Below are 15,822 nucleotides of genomic sequence, written 5' to 3'. Positions count from 1 at the left end.
ACATGGCAGTTCAATTTGTGCTGGGGCGTGCAGGGACCGGGAAAACGACAGCGATACACCAGCAGATTCACGAGCGCCTAAAGGTCGATCCGCTGGGGACGCCGATGATCCTGCTCGTTCCTGAGCAAGCCAGCTTTCAAGAGGAATATGCCTTGGCTACTTTACCGGGCCTGAACGGGGTGATGGGCACACAGGTGCTCAGCTTCGGCAGGTTGGGACATCGTTTGCTGCAGGAGCTAGGAGATTTGACGCTAGTTCCCGTAGATGATCTGGGCAAGCATATGGTATTGCGCATGCTGCTGGAGCGGCATAAGGAAGAGCTGCAAATGTTCGTGCGTTCGGCGATGCAGCCTGGCTTTGCTTCTCAGCTCGGACGTCTGATCAGCGAATTCAAATCCTATGGAGTCACGCTGGCTCACTCGGAGAATCTGGAGTGGGGCAGTGCGAATCTGAATCAAAAGATCAATGATCTGCGACTGATCATGACGGCCTACGAGGAGTATTTGTCCGAAGGGTACTGTGATGCTGATGACATATTGAATCGCGTGGCGGTCATGGTTCCCGACTCTGCGTATATCAAGCGAGCGGAGATTTTTATCGATGGGTTTACAGGCTTCACCAATCAGGAGCTGCGTCTGATCGAGCAGCTGATGATCCATGCCCGTAAAGTGACGATTGCCCTTACACTGGACCCGGCCGAGCGGAATGCTTCTGTAGACGAGCTCGGATTGTTCCATCCTACCTTGCGTACCTACCAGGCCCTGGAGTTGATGGCACGGGAGTCAGGAGTAGGCATCGAGATACCGCTGTTGCTAAACGAATCCATCCGTTTTTCTACAAGTCCTTGGTTACAGCAGATGGAGCACGCCTATTTTCAATGGGGTGATCCGGGTGCAGCTCCCGAACCGAACCGGTCGAATGAGGTATCTCTGCTGTCGGCCGCTAACAGACGGGCTGAAGTGGAGGCAGTGGCCCTCCATATTTTGAAGCTTGCGCGGGAAGAAGGATACCGCTGGAAGGAAATGGCGATTCTGCTCAGGGAAATTGGGACGTACGCGGATGAAATCAGCTCTGTCTTTACGGACTACGGCATCCCGCACTTCCTCGACCAAAAGCGTACCGTGCTGCATCACCCGTTGGTGGAGCTTGTCAGGTCTGCGCTTGAGGTCATCGTGACAAAATGGCGGTACGATGCCGTGTTTCGCTGTCTAAAGACAGACTTGTTCGCTGTAGATATTTTGGATGATGCTGCGACACGCAGAGAAGTCGATCATCTGGAAAACTACGTGCTGGCTCATGGCGTCTATGGATCGCAGTGGGCGGATGAATCAGCATGGCACTTCCGTGGATCATATGGAGCGGAGGAGGATGCGGCAGCAGATGCCTTGCGCCGCAAGTATGGTGCTCCATTGCTCGCCTTTGAAAAAGAAATGAAGCAGGCGGCAGGAAAGAACGTCAGGGAAATGACGACTGCCTTGTACAACCTGCTGATTTCACTGGATGTACCGAACAAGCTGGAGCGCTGGCAGCGAAAAGCAGAGGAATCAAGCGATCTAGATTCGGCGCAGGTTCATGGTCAGCTATGGACAGGGCTTATTGAACTGATGGATCAGGTAGTAGAGGTCATGGGCGGGGAATCTATGGATCTCGCAACGTACGCTCGCGTCCTGGATACCGGTCTGGAGACGATCGAGCTCGGGTTGGTCCCTCCAGCCCTAGATCAGGTACTGGTAGGCTCGATGGAGCGTTCACGTCAGCCGGACGTCAAGGCTCTGTTCGTGATTGGTGTAAACGAAGGCGTCATTCCGTTGCGCCCCAAGGAAGAAGGCATACTTGACGAGGCAGAGCGGGAACGACTCGCGGAGCTGGGGGTAGAGCTGGCTCCAAGTGCCAAGCAACGTCTGATGGCAGAGCCGTACTTACTATACCAAGCGATGACGAGGCCATCTGAGCGACTGATGCTGAGCTGTGCTTTAGCGGATCACGAAGGGTCAGCTTTGCTTCCTTCCTCTGTTTTTTCTCGGGTGAAAGAAGTCCTGCCTGCCATCCCACATCAGTTTTTTCACAATGAGCCGACGGGTGACCCAGAGGCGGACGCTTTTTTGCTAGGGAGTCCCCGACGTGTTTTTAGTCATCTCTTGACCTTGCTGCGCGCGATGAAAAAGACGGGAGAATTGCCGGTTTTCTGGTGGGAGGTCTATGACTGGTTTTTTCGTGCCTCCACCGACGCTTCACGTGAGAAATGGCTGTTGTCCGGATTGCGTTACGTAAACCTGCCGTCAGAGCTACGCTATGAGACGAGTCTCGGACTTTATGGCAAGCAGCTGAAGATGAGTGTCTCTCGTCTCGAGCGCTTTCAGTCCTGTCCATTCTCGCATTTTTCTTCACATGGGCTCAGGCTGTCCGAGCGTACGCTGTATAAGCTCGAACGATTTGATGTAGGTGAGCTCTTCCACGCATCTATGAAACGGGCAGTGGAAAAGATGAACGAGGAACATCTGGAGTGGGGCAGGCTGACAGAGGTAAACAGTATGCAGCTGGCAAGCGATGTTGTCGAAGAACTTGTTCCTGCCACGAGAAGCAGCATTTTGACGCGGACTGCGCGTTATCGTTACCTGTCTGGAAAATTGAAGCGGGCAGTGGGCAGAGCTATCTACGTCCTCGGAGAGCACGCCAAGCGAAGCCGCTTTGCACCGGTTGGTCTAGAGGTTTCCTTTGGACCGAATGGTGATCTGCCGGGCCTCGCCCTCAAGCTGGAAAATGGCGTGGATCTGCAGCTGATTGGACGGATCGACAGGGTGGACCAATCGCTGGATGGAGACGTGCCGTATCTGCGTGTGATCGATTACAAATCCAGTCCCAAGCAGCTGCAGCTCTCGGATGTGTGGAACGGCCTCAACCTGCAGCTGTTGGTCTATCTCGATGTCGTGGTAGCCAATGCCGAAGAATGGCTGGGAAAACAGGCCCAGATGGGCGGAGTCTTCTATTATCAGGTGGCAGACCCGTTCGTTACGGCAAAGCGGCTCTTGTCATCGGATGAGGCAGCAAAGGAACGTGCCAAGCGCTTGCGGATGAAAGGCTTGATGCTGGCTGATCCGGAGCTGGCGCGAATGATGGATGCGCAGGTCGAACAAGGTGCATCCGAGCTGTTGCCATTTGAAATCAAAAAGGACGGGACGCTTTCTTCCCGATCGTCTGTCGCGACCGCAGAACAATTCCAGTCGCTGACGACGTATGTGCGCGATACGGTAAAGGAAATCAGCACGCGCATGACCAATGGTGACATTCACATCGATCCGTATTCAAACGGCACGATGACAGCATGCGATTACTGCTCATACAAGCCTGTATGCCAGTTTGACGGAGAGACGGGCGGCAATCAGCATCGCCAATTGACGAAATGGAACAACAAGCAAATCTGGAGCATGCTCGAACAGCAACAGCTGACAGGAGAGGAGGGGGCACCGCATGACGACACAACAACTCACACAGGCCAAGCCTGAGCAGTGGACGGATGAACAGTGGCAGGCGATTACTCAGCGTGGGAACAATTTGCTCGTGGCCGCTGCGGCTGGTTCCGGTAAAACCTCTGTACTGGTAGAGCGGATCATCCGCCGTATCATGGATGAGACAGAGCCGATTGGTGTAGACCAGCTCCTCGTGGTGACCTTTACGAATGCAGCTGCGGCAGAAATGCGCCATCGGATCGGCGATGCTTTGCGCAAGGCATTAAAAGAAGATCCGCATTCAGCACATTTGCGTCGACAGTTGGCTCTGCTTCAGCGTGCGACGATTACGACCTTGCACTCTTTTTGTTTGGGGATTCTGCGGCAGTACTACTATCTCATTGATCTCGATCCGGATTTTCGTATTGCCGATCAGATGGAGGGTGAGCTGCTGCGGCAGGACGTCCTCGAAGAACAATTGGAAGGCTGGTACGAGGATGACGTCGACTTCCATGCGCTCGCAGATGTCATGCTGGATGGGCAAGACGACCAGATTCTAGCGACTCTACTCTTGCGGCTGTATGAGTTTTCTCGCAGTCATCCGGAGCCTTCGCATTGGCTGCAGGATGCGGCTGACATGTTTGCAGCAGCAGGAAGAAATGGATTGGATGGTCTGAAGTGGGCCAAAAGCGTCTTGCGCTCTCTGGAGCTGGAGCTGGCTGCGATGGAAGGCAAAATGCGCCGTGCCGTGAGTCTCGCATCCTCACCGGAAGGTCCTGCAGCGTATTTACCACTACTCGAAGCAGAGGCGGATGCGCTCAAGCGTGCCAGCTATGCGTGTCGCATGGGCTGGGAAGCGACGCAGCAGGCAGTGAATCTTGTTTCGTTCGCGAAATTGCCTCCAGTCAAAGGTACGGATACTGAAATCAAAGAACAGGTGCAAGACTTGCGCAACAGCGTGAAAAAGTCGTTGGGGGAGCTAAACGAGCAGTACTTTTCTATGTCTGCCGACCAGTACGTGGCTGACTTGCATGCGATCGCTCCGCACATGAATACACTCTCCCGTCTGGTGACGGCTTTTGCAGCAGCGTTCCAGCAGGAGAAGCGGTCTCGATCCATTGTCGACTTTGGCGACTTGGAGCATCTCGCTTTGCGTGTGCTGACGGAAAAGAGAGAGGACGGTACGACCGTGCCATCGCAGGTTTCTTTGCAGCTCCGCGAGCAATTTGCAGAAGTTCTCGTCGATGAATATCAGGATATCAATCTGGTCCAGGAAACGCTGCTGCAGATGGTTTCACGCGATGCCGTGATCAATGGTACAGCGAATCGATTCATGGTAGGAGACGTAAAGCAGAGTATCTATCGTTTCCGTCTAGCGGAACCAAAGCTGTTTCTGGAGAAGTATCTCACCTACCAAAAGGACGGAGAATCCATCGAGTCAGCTAGAGATACCGAGCCAACGGGTCTTCGCATTGACTTGGCAGCCAACTTCCGCAGCAGACGGGAAGTCGTGGACTCCGTCAACTACTTGTTCCGACAAATCATGTCACCTGGAGTAGGGGAAATCGATTACGACCCGTCAGCTGAGCTGATCAACCGGGCGTCCTATCCCGAGGTGGAGGAAGGACGGCTACAGGCTGAGGTTCACCTGATCGATAGGAAAAGCAGCCAAGCAGATGGGGAAGTATTGCCAGTATCAGAAGGAACTGAAGAGGCAGAGACAGCCAGCATCCCGGATGGTACGGTTGAGAATGCAGAAGAAGTGAGTGTAGCTCAGCTCGAGGCGAGATTGATCGCAAGCCGAATCCGCCGCTGGATGGAACCAGGTGAGGGAGAAGCTCCATTGCTCGTCTTTGATAAAAAGGCGGGAGGACTTCGACCGTTGGCGTACCGTGACATCGTGATCCTGCTGCGTGCTACGTCTGGCTGGGGAGAAACGATGCAGGAGGAACTGCGCGAGGCAGGAATCCCTGTGTATGCGGAGCAAACGGCAGGCTATTTTGCCGCAACCGAAGTAGAGACGATGCTCTCCCTTTTGCGAGTCATCGACAATCCGCTTCAGGACATTCCGCTGGCGGCGGTCCTCCGTTCGCCGATCGTTGGTCTGAGAGAGGAGAATTTGGCACAGATTCGGATTCGTTACACATCCGGTCCGTTTTATCAGGCAGTCGTGCAGTATGCGGAAGAGCAACAGGCAGAAGAGGGCTGGGAAAAAAGGCTCCGCTACTTTTTCTCTCGTCTGCGAGATTGGCGGACACATGCACGTCGTGGTGCTTTATCAGAGCTTCTGTCAGTCTTGTACCGTGAGACAGGCTATCTGGATTATGTGGCTGCGCTGGAGAACGGACAGCAGCGCCAGGCCAATCTGCGTGCGTTATACGATCGCGCCCGTCAGTACGAAGCAGGCTCCTATCGCGGACTCTTTCGTTTTCTGCGCTTTGTCGATCGGCTACAGGAGGCGGGCAATGATTTGGGCGAGGCGCGGACGATCGGGGAAAATGAAGATGTCGTTCGCATCATGACGATTCATAAAAGTAAAGGGCTGGAGTTTCCTGTCGTGTTTGTGGCAGGGATGGGTAAACAGTTTAATACGATGGATCTCAAGAGCCAATTCCTGTTGCATAAGGATCTGGGATTTGGACCCATGGCGTTCGAACCCACACTGCAATTGCGCTACCCGAGCCTTGCTGCGTTAGGCATTCGTCAACAGCTTCGTCGGGACATGCTCGCCGAAGAAATGCGGGTCTTGTACGTAGCTTTGACTCGTGCTCGCGAAAAGCTGATCATGGTTGGCTCCGCCAAAGACTTGGCAAAGAGTGTCACAGATTGGGGCAGGCAAGGAGACCAAGAGCGGCTGAGTGACGAGGATTTGATTCAGGCAAAGGGCTACCTCGATTGGGTCGGGAGAGCGCTGTTACGTCATCCGGCTGCGGGACTGCTCAGAGCTTATCCTCAGGAGCGCGGGACAGGAGAGACGGTCAGTGTTAGATCCATTCCGGACGATTCGGAGTGGTCGTTCCACTTTTATCAGGCAGATGAGCTGCGTGAACAGGCTGCTGCTACGGCAGATGCCGCGGCAGTGTGGGAACGTATGAGCAGGCGAGAGGAAATCATCGAGCGACCGGAGGATGCCGGTCAACGAGAGAAGATTGAGAGTACGTTGGGCTGGAGTGATCCCCATCCCGTAGCGCCGCACGTCCCTGCCAAGTGGAGTGTCAGTGAGTTGAAGCGACAAGCGCGAACAGGGAAAAGCGGCGCGCCGATTGTCCTGCCTTCGATCACGGAAAAGCCCAAGTTTTTGACGGAGCAAAAGCCCAGCCGATTGAGTGGAGCAGAAAAAGGAACCATCACCCACCTGCTCATGCAGCATCTCGATTTGCATCGACCTCTCGATGAAGCGGACATTCGCGAGCAATTAGCAGATCTGGCCGCACGTCGCTTTTTGACAGAGGAACAGCTGGGAGCTGTAGATGTTGGACAGATTGTCCGATTCTTCGCTGATCCACTGGGGTCGAAAATGAAGCAGGCAAAAGTGGTGCATCGCGAATTGCCATTTACGATGACCATTCCGGCTCATGAAGTAGAGCCTGAGCTTGAAGAGGAATCAAATGAACAGGTCATTGTTCAGGGTGTCATCGACTGCCTGTTGGAGGAGCAGGATGGACGCTTGGTCCTGATTGACTTCAAGACTGACTGGATGGCAAAGGAGCCTTCGCCTGCTGTCATCGAAGAAATCACCAAGCGTTATGAAGGGCAAATTAAGCTATACGTGCAAGCCATCCAGCAAATTACGAAAACGGAGCGGGAAATTGATAGTTATTTGTATTTGCTCGCAGGTGGTTTTGCAGTACGGGTGTAAAAGATAATGCAGGAAGAAGAACGTACGCTGGTCTGTTACAGGGCCAGCGTTTTTTTGTTGTTTTTTCCTATCATGCATAAATTCTCCTGTTGCGGCTCAAACTTCAACTGTTTTTCTTCTTAAATGAACAACAGAAAGTATGGCCATTATTGGAGGTTCTCATCATGTCATTAGGTAAGCAATTGCTGCGGAAAAAAGCGGTGGAACAGCTGCTTGAGCAATCGGAGAGCAAGACGGGCTCCCTGAAAAAGTCTTTGAGTGCTTTTGATTTGACGATGCTGGGGATTGGCGCGATTGTCGGTACAGGCATTTTTGTATTAACTGGTGTGGCTGCGGCTGTGCATGCAGGTCCTGCTCTGGTCCTTTCGTTTGTGCTATCCGCACTGGCTTGTGTCTTTGCGGCCCTATGCTATGCCGAGTTTGCTTCGACTGTCCCTGTGTCTGGCAGCGCCTATACCTACAGCTATACCGCGTTTGGTGAACTGGTCGCATGGATGATCGGCTGGGATCTGATTTTGGAGTATGGCGTCGCTGCAGCTGCGGTAGCGAGCGGATGGTCCGGATATGCTCAAGGTCTGTTAGAAGGGTTTGGCATTACGTTACCCGTGGCCATCACCAGCGCATTCGACGCTTCGAAAGGAACCATTATTGATTTACCTGCAGTCGTCATCATTTTTGTTATTACCATGCTGTTGATGAAAGGAACAAGTGAATCCGCACGCATAAATACGATCATGGTGTTTGTCAAACTGGTCGTCATTCTCTTGTTCCTGATCGTCGGAATTGGATACGTAAAGCCTGAGAACTGGAGCCCATTCATGCCTTTTGGCTTTTCCGGGGTAGCGACGGGAGCAGCGACTGTGTTCTTTGCTTTTATCGGTTTTGATGCGGTTTCGACTGCTGCTGAAGAAGTGCGCAATCCGCAACGCGATATGCCGATCGGGATTATTGCTTCGCTCCTGATTTGTACAGTTCTCTATATCGCGGTTTCTTTGGTACTGACCGGGATTGTTCCTTATGAAATGCTGAACGTCAAAAATCCAGTGGCGTTTGCGCTGACGTATGTCCATCAGGATTGGGTGGCGGGATTCATTTCACTGGGAGCCATCGTGGGGATTACGACGGTATTACTCGTGATGATGTATGCACAGGCACGTCTGTTTTTTGCGATGAGCCGAGATGGCTTGCTGCCACATATTTTTTCTCAGGTACACAAAGAAACGCAAGTCCCGCGCAAAAGCACGTTGATCGTCGGGATTCTGGTCGCGGTCTTCAGCGGTTTGCTTCCACTGAACAAACTGGCGGAGCTGACGAACATCGGCACATTGTTTGCGTTTATTCTCGTCTCCATCGGCGTCGTCGTCCTGCGCAATACGAATCCAGACTTGCGGCGGTCGTTCCGTGTTCCGTTCGTTCCTGTGATTCCGATCCTTGCCGTGGTATTTTGCGGTTATTTGGTATACAGCTTGCCTTTGGTAACCAAGCTCGGGTTTATCAGCTGGCTCATTGTAGGAGCAGTCGTCTATTTTCTCTATGGTCGCAAGCATAGCCATTTGCAAAAGCATTTCTTAAAAAACCGATAAGCCAGCGATCAGACATGTCTCACGAGGATATGTCTTTCTTCGCATCTGACAAAAAGATCCAATTCGTGGTAGAGTGAAGATAAGAAAACAAGAAAACTTGCTTTGCCAAGCCTTGGCGCCGGCGAAGAACGATAATGATGAGGAGAACGGGCTATGAAGCGAAAACGAGCAGACCGTCCAGGCTGGAGGCGCGTCAAACGGATGGGCTATCAAGAAAAATGGGTAGAAGCTCTTTCTTTTACCGGATATACCGTTCGCTTGACGTTGGACGAAGTAAGTGACCCGGCGTTTATGCCAGTCGGAGGAAAAAATCTTTGCGTGGGCGACAGAGGTTATGTCTATTTGCAGTATTTCCCACAGGGAAAGCCCTACGCTGTGACCAAAATGCTGAACGAGCTGGGGAACACCGTGCAATGGTACATTGATATTTGCAAAGGTCATGGTAAGGACCAAAACGGCTACCTATGGTACGACGATCTTTATTTGGACATCGTCGTTTTGCCTGATGATAGCGTGTATTTACTCGATCAGGATGAACTGGATGAAGCGATGCAAAAAGGGATCATTAGTGGAGAAGATCATCGTTTTGCATGTGAGGTTGCGGATGGGCTCATGACAGAAATTTTGGCAGGCAAGCGGGATGCTTTTGACTTTCCGAACTTCTTTGCTTAAAATAATGGAGAGTTTTGGAATAAACAAAAAAAGGAGGGCAGGTTATGCAAAAAATTGCGCGGATGGACCTGTCTTATTCCTTTGATCCGAAGAACGAAAGCGATTTTGGCTTTCGTTCTTTTTTTGTACGATAGGAATGTTTAAAAAAGGGAAAGGGGTGCACAGCATGCGTTACAAACGAGTCTTGGTCAAATTGAGTGGGGGAGCTGTAGCGGGCGATAACGGCTTTGGGTTCAGCCCGGAGCAGCTCGAGTATATCGCCGGTGAAATATTGGGGCTTTTGGATTTGGGAGTTGAAGTAGCCATTGTTATCGGTGGGGGCAACATTTTCCGGGGGAACATGGCAGACATGTGGGGAATCGAACGGGTAGAGGCCGATAACATCGGGACACTGGCGACTGTCATCAACAGCTTGATGCTTCGTGGCGTCCTCAAAGCGAGAGTAAACCGGGAAGTCCGTGTCATGACTGCTGTCCCGATCAATGCGGTCGCTGAGCCGTACATCCGTCTACGCGCTGTGCATCATTTGGAAAAAGGCTATGTTGTCATCTTTGCTGGGGGGAATGGGCAGCCCTACGTCACAACAGACTATCCCGCCGTCCAACGTGCGTTGGAAGTCGAGGCGGATGCGCTATTGGTTGCCAAACATGGTGTAGATGGCGTATTCACTGCTGATCCACGAAAGGATACAGCGGCAAAGCAATATACGGCGCTATCCTGCGACGAGGTCATTCGGCAAGACTTGCGGGTGATGGATCAGTCCGCCATGATTTTAGCAAGGGACCATGGGCTGCCGCTCCATGTGTTCAATTTCGATGAGCCAGGAGCGATGGTGAAAATTTGCCAGGGTGAACAGGTGGGCACGTATATCGCCAGGGACGTAGAAGTCGCACTGAAATAAAGGGAAAAGCTCTCTCCAGTAGGAGGGAGCTTTGTTGTCTCGTTATACCAAGATGTGCCCGCCTTCAACATGTAGCACAGTTCCTGTCACGAAGCTGTTTTGAAGAAGATATAGCACGCTCAAAGCGACGTCTTGAGCGGTACCCACCCGTTTGACAGGCAGCTTGTTTCCTACTGTCGCATAGAATTGCTGGCGAGTGTCCTCGGGCATTTTACTGCGGGACGGTGTATCAATAATGCCCGGAGAAACGACGTTCACCCGGATCGGAGACAGCTCCAATGCAAGTGTCTGACCGAGGTTCGAGACGGCTGCGTTGACGGCACCTAATGCAGACGAGCCAACCATTGATTTGTACGCGACGACTCCAGAAAATAGTGTGATCGTACCGTTTGGTGAAAGGTGAGGCGCCCCGTATTTCGCTGCGTAATACTGGCCCCAAAATTTATTTTCAAATAGCTGACGGGCTTGAGCAGTCTCGGTTTGCAGGAAGGCACCACCCGTGGTTTCCGCCGCCGTCACGATCAGATGATCAAACGTTCCGACCTGTGCAAAGAATTCCTGAACTTGTTTTTCTTGGGTGGTGTCCAGGACATGAGCCGTAGCTCTTGGACCTAGCTGTTCGAGAGCATGCTGTAATTTTTCCTCGGAACGACTGGCGATGATCACCTCTGCGCCTCTAGCGATGACTTCTTTGGCTGATTCCAGACCAATTCCCGAGCTCCCGCCGATTACGACGACTTTTTGCTCATGCAACATGTTGATTCCTCCTCGTGATTATAAGATGACTACTGAAGACGCTACTCTTTTAGGTATAGTAAATGTAGTTACTTCATTTAGGGAAGTAGTGATATTTATTTCATATAGTTTCCCTGAGGGAAGTATTTTGCTACACTTGAGAAAACAAAGGTTAGGGAGGACCCTGCCATGAATGCCGGTGAGCCGATCGTACTGACCAAGGGAATCCCAGGCGAAACGTGTCCTATCGCGAAAACACTAGATGTGATCGGGACGAAATGGACCTTTCTCATTATCCGTGACCTACTGATTGAAGGGACGATGCGATTTAGTGACCTGTTGAAATCGATGGATGGAATCAGCCCCAAGACATTATCTCTCCGTCTGAAGGAGCTGGAGGAGCATGGGATTGTGGATCGAAAAGTGTATCCGGAAGTGCCTCCTCGGGTGGAATATACGCTGACGGAAAGAGGACGACAATTGGAAGGCATCTTCATTGAGTTAAAAAGATTTGGATTGTACTTATAGGAGTAGGTAAAGAGTAGCGACCACCGGTACGATGAGGTAGTCGCTTCTTTATCGTCGGAAAAAATGATTTGCACGTTTGCAAGGTGGAGCATATAATCACAGTGAAAGCGAGTAATCACTCACTTTTGTAAAACAGTCGTTCGTTCTTATTCATTTATGTTGGAACCAGCAAGCACGCTGGTGTTTTTATTCATACAGATAAGAATTTATTAGATTCTTATCCTGTATAAGTGACTAAGGCTACGCCAAAGGCTTGGCGGAGCCAAGTTTTCTAATAATATCGGAAAGTGCTTTTCAACATAGCGGAGGTAGGAAGAAGCAGGTTTCCGATCTACGCTCCAGCCTACACCCCGCGAAGAAGATTAGACTGTCCGCTCCACAACGATTCACGGGGAAGCGGTAAAGTAGTAGCCGCTACGCAGGGAACTCAGAGGTACCGCTTCTTGATCCCATGAATTCGTTGTTCCGCTAAGCTGGGTTCCGGAGTCGCTCCGCCTGGAAACCTGCTTCTCCTGCGAGCATTTGTTGTTTCTAGCCACCCTTTTTAGCGATTATTCAAGGGGGAGGAGCTTATTCTCCCAATGGTTATCTTCCGTAGGCAGTGCCCCCAGTAGCGTTTTTTTCAAAGAAACCCCATGAAAAGCTCCCCAGGAAAAGGAAAGTTGGATAGCCAAGGATGGCCGAGGAAAAAAGGGAAAAAAGCGGAGGCGTTTGGGACACAGCCCAAGCGGAGTGGAGAAAGGGGAACACGCCTGAGCGTCCACCTCTGAGGAGCTCCCGCGAGCCGGCTACTTTGGACGCCGTTCCACTTTTGGAATGGAGCTGGACAGTTAATCATCTAAGCAGTGTCCCTATCGCTGTAGTGTTTTCCCTTCTTTCCTTCCCTCCACCACCGTTCGATTTACCACCAAACCAAAGGACGCGGGCATCATATCCACGTTTTTCTTAATTGTAAAGCGAGTGATTACTCACTATTTCACAAGAGGTGATCGTATGAAACGTATCAGTCATTTTTTGTTGATCGCTGGACTGTTGTTCACGCTATCAGGTTGTGCTGGATTCTCTCAACAGGAAGCATTGCTATCTGGCACGATCGAAGCGGATGAATGGCCCATCGTGGCAGAGGTCGGTGGCATGGTCACTGAAGTAAAGGCAGAGGAAGGGAGCCGCGTAAAAGCCGGGCAAGTGCTGGCCGTGATCGATGAGCGAAGCTACCAGATCAATGTTTCAGATGCAAAAGCGGCATTGGAGCAAGCGACGGCGCGTCTAGAGGAAGCGAAAGCAGGCTCACGGGATTCATCCATTCAAAAAGGAATAGCGGCTGTGCAACAGGCGGATGCGAATATAAGAATGGCTCAAGCTCGGAAGCAGCAAGCAGACGCGGGAATTAGCAAAGCAAAGGAGCAGCTCGAACAGACGCAGTCTCAGATGCAGGGAGCACAACACACGCTTGCCTATCAGCAAAACCGTCTGACGGAGGCAAATTCGCTGTACCAGCAAGGAGCGATTTCCCAAAAAGACTTCGAAGCGCAAGAGGAGCTAGTCAGTCAGGCTAAGACGCAGGTGAATCAGTTACAAGCCCAGGTGGCGGCAGCCGGGTCTCAATATGTGTCTGCACAGGGAGAGGTCTCGGCAGCAGTCGCTCAAATCGGAACGGCACAGGCTCAACAAGCAGGTGCGACTGCGGATTTACATCTATTGAAGGAAGGCAGTACGGGCTACACGATTCGGGCGCTATTGGCGGCTCAGCAGCAGGCGCAGGCCAAACTCGATCAGGCGCTGCTACAGCTGGAAAAAACCAAAATAACGGCTCCGGCAGATGGCATTCTGCTGCGTTCCGCGATCGAACAAGGCGAGGTGGCGAAAACAGGGGCCAACCTGTTCACGATGATGAAGGCGGATCAGCTTAAGCTGAAGGTATACATTCCCGAAGCCCAGTTAAACCGCGTGCAGGCAGGACAAACGGTAGGTATCCAGGTAGACGCCTATCCGGGGGAAACGTTTGCGGGCACGATCAGCTTGGTAGCGGAGAAGGCAGAATTCACTCCGAAAAATGTGCAAACGCCCGATGAACGAACCAAGCTCGTCTTTGCCGTTACGATCCAGATTGCGGAAGGTCAGGGCAAGATCAAGCCAGGGATGCCTGCCGATGTGATCCTGTCCGCACCAGCCAAGGGGGAAGGACAATGATATCCGCCATCTCCTGCAATCAGCTGACCAAACAATTCGGGGATCGGGTCGCAGTCAATAGCCTGACGTTGAATGTACCAAAAGGCTCGATTTATGGATTTTTGGGTCCAAATGGCTCCGGAAAGTCTACGACGATCCGGATGCTATGCGGACTGTTAGCGCCGACTTCTGGCACCGGCACGGTCCTTGGTCTGGATGTCATGACCCAGAGTGAGGAGATTAAACAACGAATTGGCTACATGTCTCAAAAGTTTAGTCTGTACGAAGACTTGACGGTCGAGGAAAATCTCGATTTTTACGCAGGTGTCTATCAGTTACATGCAGCAGAGAGAAAACAACGGAAGAAAGAATTGATTGAGATGGCGGGGCTGACCGGTAGAGAAAAGCAGATTGCGGGCTCACTCTCAGGAGGCTGGAAACAACGTCTGGCACTCTCCTGCGCATTGCTGCACAAGCCTGAGCTGTTGATCCTGGACGAACCGACAGCTGGAGTCGATCCAGTCTCACGGCGTATCTTCTGGGACGTCATTCACGAGCTGGCCGGCCAGGGCATCACGGTGCTGGTCACCACGCACTATATGGATGAGGCGCAGACCTGCGACTGGATCGGGTTTATCTTTTTCGGAAACCTGCTGGCACAGGGGACGCCACAGGAGCTGATTGATCGCATGGGTGCAGGCAATCTGGAGGATGTATTCATTGATCTAGTCAAACAGGAAGAAGCTCGCTTGGCCGAAAACGGTGCGAGGGGGGCAGGACGATGAAACGCTTCGTCTGGGGGCGCTACTGGTCCGTGGTCAAAAAGGAAATGATCCAGATCAAGCGGGATCGGCCGAGTCTGGCGATCGCTCTCGTCATGCCGCTGATGATGTTGTTTTTGTTTGGATATGCTGTGAATACGGACGTAAATGATATCAAGATGGCGGTATGGGATCAAAGCTCAACTCCCTACAGCAGAGAGCTGGTCGATCAGTTTACCAATACGCGTGTGTTTGAGGTGACGGCCTATACGAGTGGCTACGACGCCATAGAATCGATGCTGGACGATGGTAGTGCCAGTGTTGCGCTAGTGATTCCGCCAGATTATGCACGCAAACACGACCGGAATGAGCAGGCCAACGTGCAGATGCTCATCGACGGCTCTGATCCAAATATTGCCCGTACGGCGACATCCAATGCCCAGCTCATTGTGCAAAACCGTTCCATTTCCATGCAGGAGCAGCGCATGCAAAAAGAAGGGATGGGCGAGCTGGAGTCACCGCTTTCGCTAGATACGCGGGTCCTGTTTAACCCGAACATGGAGAGCATCGTATTTAACATCCCAGGTTTGATCGGGCTTATTATGCAAAACGTGACGATGATTCTGACTGCCTTTTCGCTCGTGCGTGAAAAAGAGCGGGGGACGATGGAGCAGCTCATTGTGACGCCGATTCGGCCACTGGAGCTGATGCTCGGGAAAATCACGCCGTACGTCGGGATCGGCCTGTTTTCCTTTTGCCTCGTGTTGGTAGTCGGGACTTATTGGTTCGGGGTGCCAGTGAAAGGAAGCGTATCACTCCTGGTCAGCCTCTCTGTTCTATTTTTAATCACCACCCTGATTCTCGGAATCTTTATTTCTACGATCGCCAAGACGCAGCTTCAGGCGATGCAGATCGCCTTTGCCTTCATTCTTCCGAGCGTCCTGCTATCGGGATTCATGTTCCCGCGCGAATCCATGCCTCTCGTGATACAATGGTTGGGTGGTCTCGTCCCGTTGACCTATTTTTTGGAAATTTTGCGGGGCATCTTTTTAAAAGCGGTCGATTTATCCGCACTCTGGAAGGACGCGGTGGGCATGGGAATCTTTTGTCTCTTGATCCTGTCCGTCTCGATGCTGCGTTTCCGCAAAAAGATCGAATAGAGGAGCGT

Annotated in this window: 10 protein-coding genes; 9 read left to right on the top strand and 1 reads right to left on the bottom strand. The window is 51.9% G+C overall.

The features are described 5' to 3' along the window. Positions 1-2: 2 nt before the first annotated feature. The 5 genes from addB (at position 3) to pyrH (ending at position 10,461) form a co-directional block, all read left to right on the top strand. Positions 3-3,503 carry a helicase-exonuclease AddAB subunit AddB gene (addB, locus tag AN963_RS14995; RefSeq protein ID WP_055745360.1) on the top strand — a complete coding sequence of 1,167 codons (3,501 nt, stop codon included), beginning with the start codon at positions 3-5 and terminating at the stop codon, positions 3,501-3,503. Beyond that, positions 3,469-7,305: a helicase-exonuclease AddAB subunit AddA gene (gene addA / locus AN963_RS14990; protein WP_055745359.1), complete on the top strand. Its 3,837-nt coding sequence runs from the start codon at positions 3,469-3,471 to the stop codon at positions 7,303-7,305. The genes addB and addA overlap by 35 nt, the downstream gene beginning before the upstream one ends. Positions 7,306-7,469: 164 nt before the next feature. Beyond that, a complete protein-coding gene (locus tag AN963_RS14985; protein ID WP_055745358.1) occupies positions 7,470-8,888 on the top strand; it encodes an amino acid permease in 1,419 nt (472 codons plus the stop codon). 153 nt (positions 8,889-9,041) lie between these two features. Continuing rightward, positions 9,042-9,560 (top strand): DUF402 domain-containing protein, encoded by a 519-nt coding sequence (locus AN963_RS14980; RefSeq protein ID WP_055745357.1) that lies wholly within the window; start codon positions 9,042-9,044, stop codon positions 9,558-9,560. A gap of 166 nt (positions 9,561-9,726) precedes the next feature. Next, the gene (gene pyrH / locus AN963_RS14975; RefSeq protein WP_055745356.1) at positions 9,727-10,461 is read left to right on the top strand and encodes a UMP kinase; all 735 of its coding nucleotides are present in this window, start codon (positions 9,727-9,729) and stop codon (positions 10,459-10,461) included. A 42-nt stretch (positions 10,462-10,503) separates the two neighbouring features. On the opposite strand, the gene AN963_RS14970 is transcribed toward pyrH, so the two are convergent. Beyond that, a complete protein-coding gene (locus AN963_RS14970; protein WP_055745355.1) occupies positions 10,504-11,217 on the bottom strand; it encodes an SDR family oxidoreductase in 714 nt (237 codons plus the stop codon). A 168-nt stretch (positions 11,218-11,385) separates the two neighbouring features. Here AN963_RS14970 and AN963_RS14965 point away from each other — a divergent pair, with 168 nt between their 5' ends. The 4 genes from AN963_RS14965 (at position 11,386) to AN963_RS14950 (ending at position 15,814) form a co-directional block, all read left to right on the top strand. After that, positions 11,386-11,724: a winged helix-turn-helix transcriptional regulator gene (locus AN963_RS14965; protein ID WP_055745354.1), complete on the top strand. Its 339-nt coding sequence runs from the start codon at positions 11,386-11,388 to the stop codon at positions 11,722-11,724. Between the two features lie 993 nt (positions 11,725-12,717). After that, complete coding sequence (locus tag AN963_RS14960) at positions 12,718-13,914, top strand: HlyD family secretion protein (protein WP_055745353.1); 1,197 nt, start codon at positions 12,718-12,720, stop codon at positions 13,912-13,914. Next, complete coding sequence (locus AN963_RS14955; RefSeq protein WP_055745352.1) at positions 13,911-14,678, top strand: ABC transporter ATP-binding protein; 768 nt, start codon at positions 13,911-13,913, stop codon at positions 14,676-14,678. The genes AN963_RS14960 and AN963_RS14955 overlap by 4 nt, the downstream gene beginning before the upstream one ends. Further along, positions 14,675-15,814, top strand: a complete 1,140-nt coding sequence (locus AN963_RS14950; protein WP_055745351.1) for an ABC transporter permease — start codon at positions 14,675-14,677, stop codon at positions 15,812-15,814. Before AN963_RS14955 ends, AN963_RS14950 begins: the two co-directional genes overlap by 4 nt. Positions 15,815-15,822 lie beyond the last annotated feature (8 nt).

Origin of the sequence: Brevibacillus choshinensis, assembly GCF_001420695.1 — a bacterium.
In the GTDB taxonomy this organism is placed as follows: domain Bacteria; phylum Bacillota; class Bacilli; order Brevibacillales; family Brevibacillaceae; genus Brevibacillus; species Brevibacillus choshinensis.
Note: the sequence above shows the minus strand (reverse complement) of the source record. Positions and strands in the feature narration are given on the sequence as shown.

What these genes read in the sequence shown, in the direction of transcription:
- pyrH (WP_055745356.1), top strand. Translation starts at nt 9,727, where the DNA reads ATGCGTTACAAACGAGTCTTGGTCAAATTGAGTGGGGGAGCTGTAGCG.
- AN963_RS14960 (WP_055745353.1), top strand. Translation starts at nt 12,718, where the DNA reads ATGAAACGTATCAGTCATTTTTTGTTGATCGCTGGACTGTTGTTCACG.
- addA (WP_055745359.1), top strand. Translation starts at nt 3,469, where the DNA reads ATGACGACACAACAACTCACACAGGCCAAGCCTGAGCAGTGGACGGAT.
- AN963_RS14980 (WP_055745357.1), top strand. Translation starts at nt 9,042, where the DNA reads ATGAAGCGAAAACGAGCAGACCGTCCAGGCTGGAGGCGCGTCAAACGG.
- addB (WP_055745360.1), top strand. Translation starts at nt 3, where the DNA reads ATGGCAGTTCAATTTGTGCTGGGGCGTGCAGGGACCGGGAAAACGACA.
- AN963_RS14985 (WP_055745358.1), top strand. Translation starts at nt 7,470, where the DNA reads ATGTCATTAGGTAAGCAATTGCTGCGGAAAAAAGCGGTGGAACAGCTG.
- AN963_RS14970 (WP_055745355.1), bottom strand. Translation starts at nt 11,217, where the DNA reads ATGTTGCATGAGCAAAAAGTCGTCGTAATCGGCGGGAGCTCGGGAATT.
- AN963_RS14950 (WP_055745351.1), top strand. Translation starts at nt 14,675, where the DNA reads ATGAAACGCTTCGTCTGGGGGCGCTACTGGTCCGTGGTCAAAAAGGAA.
- AN963_RS14955 (WP_055745352.1), top strand. Translation starts at nt 13,911, where the DNA reads ATGATATCCGCCATCTCCTGCAATCAGCTGACCAAACAATTCGGGGAT.
- AN963_RS14965 (WP_055745354.1), top strand. Translation starts at nt 11,386, where the DNA reads ATGAATGCCGGTGAGCCGATCGTACTGACCAAGGGAATCCCAGGCGAA.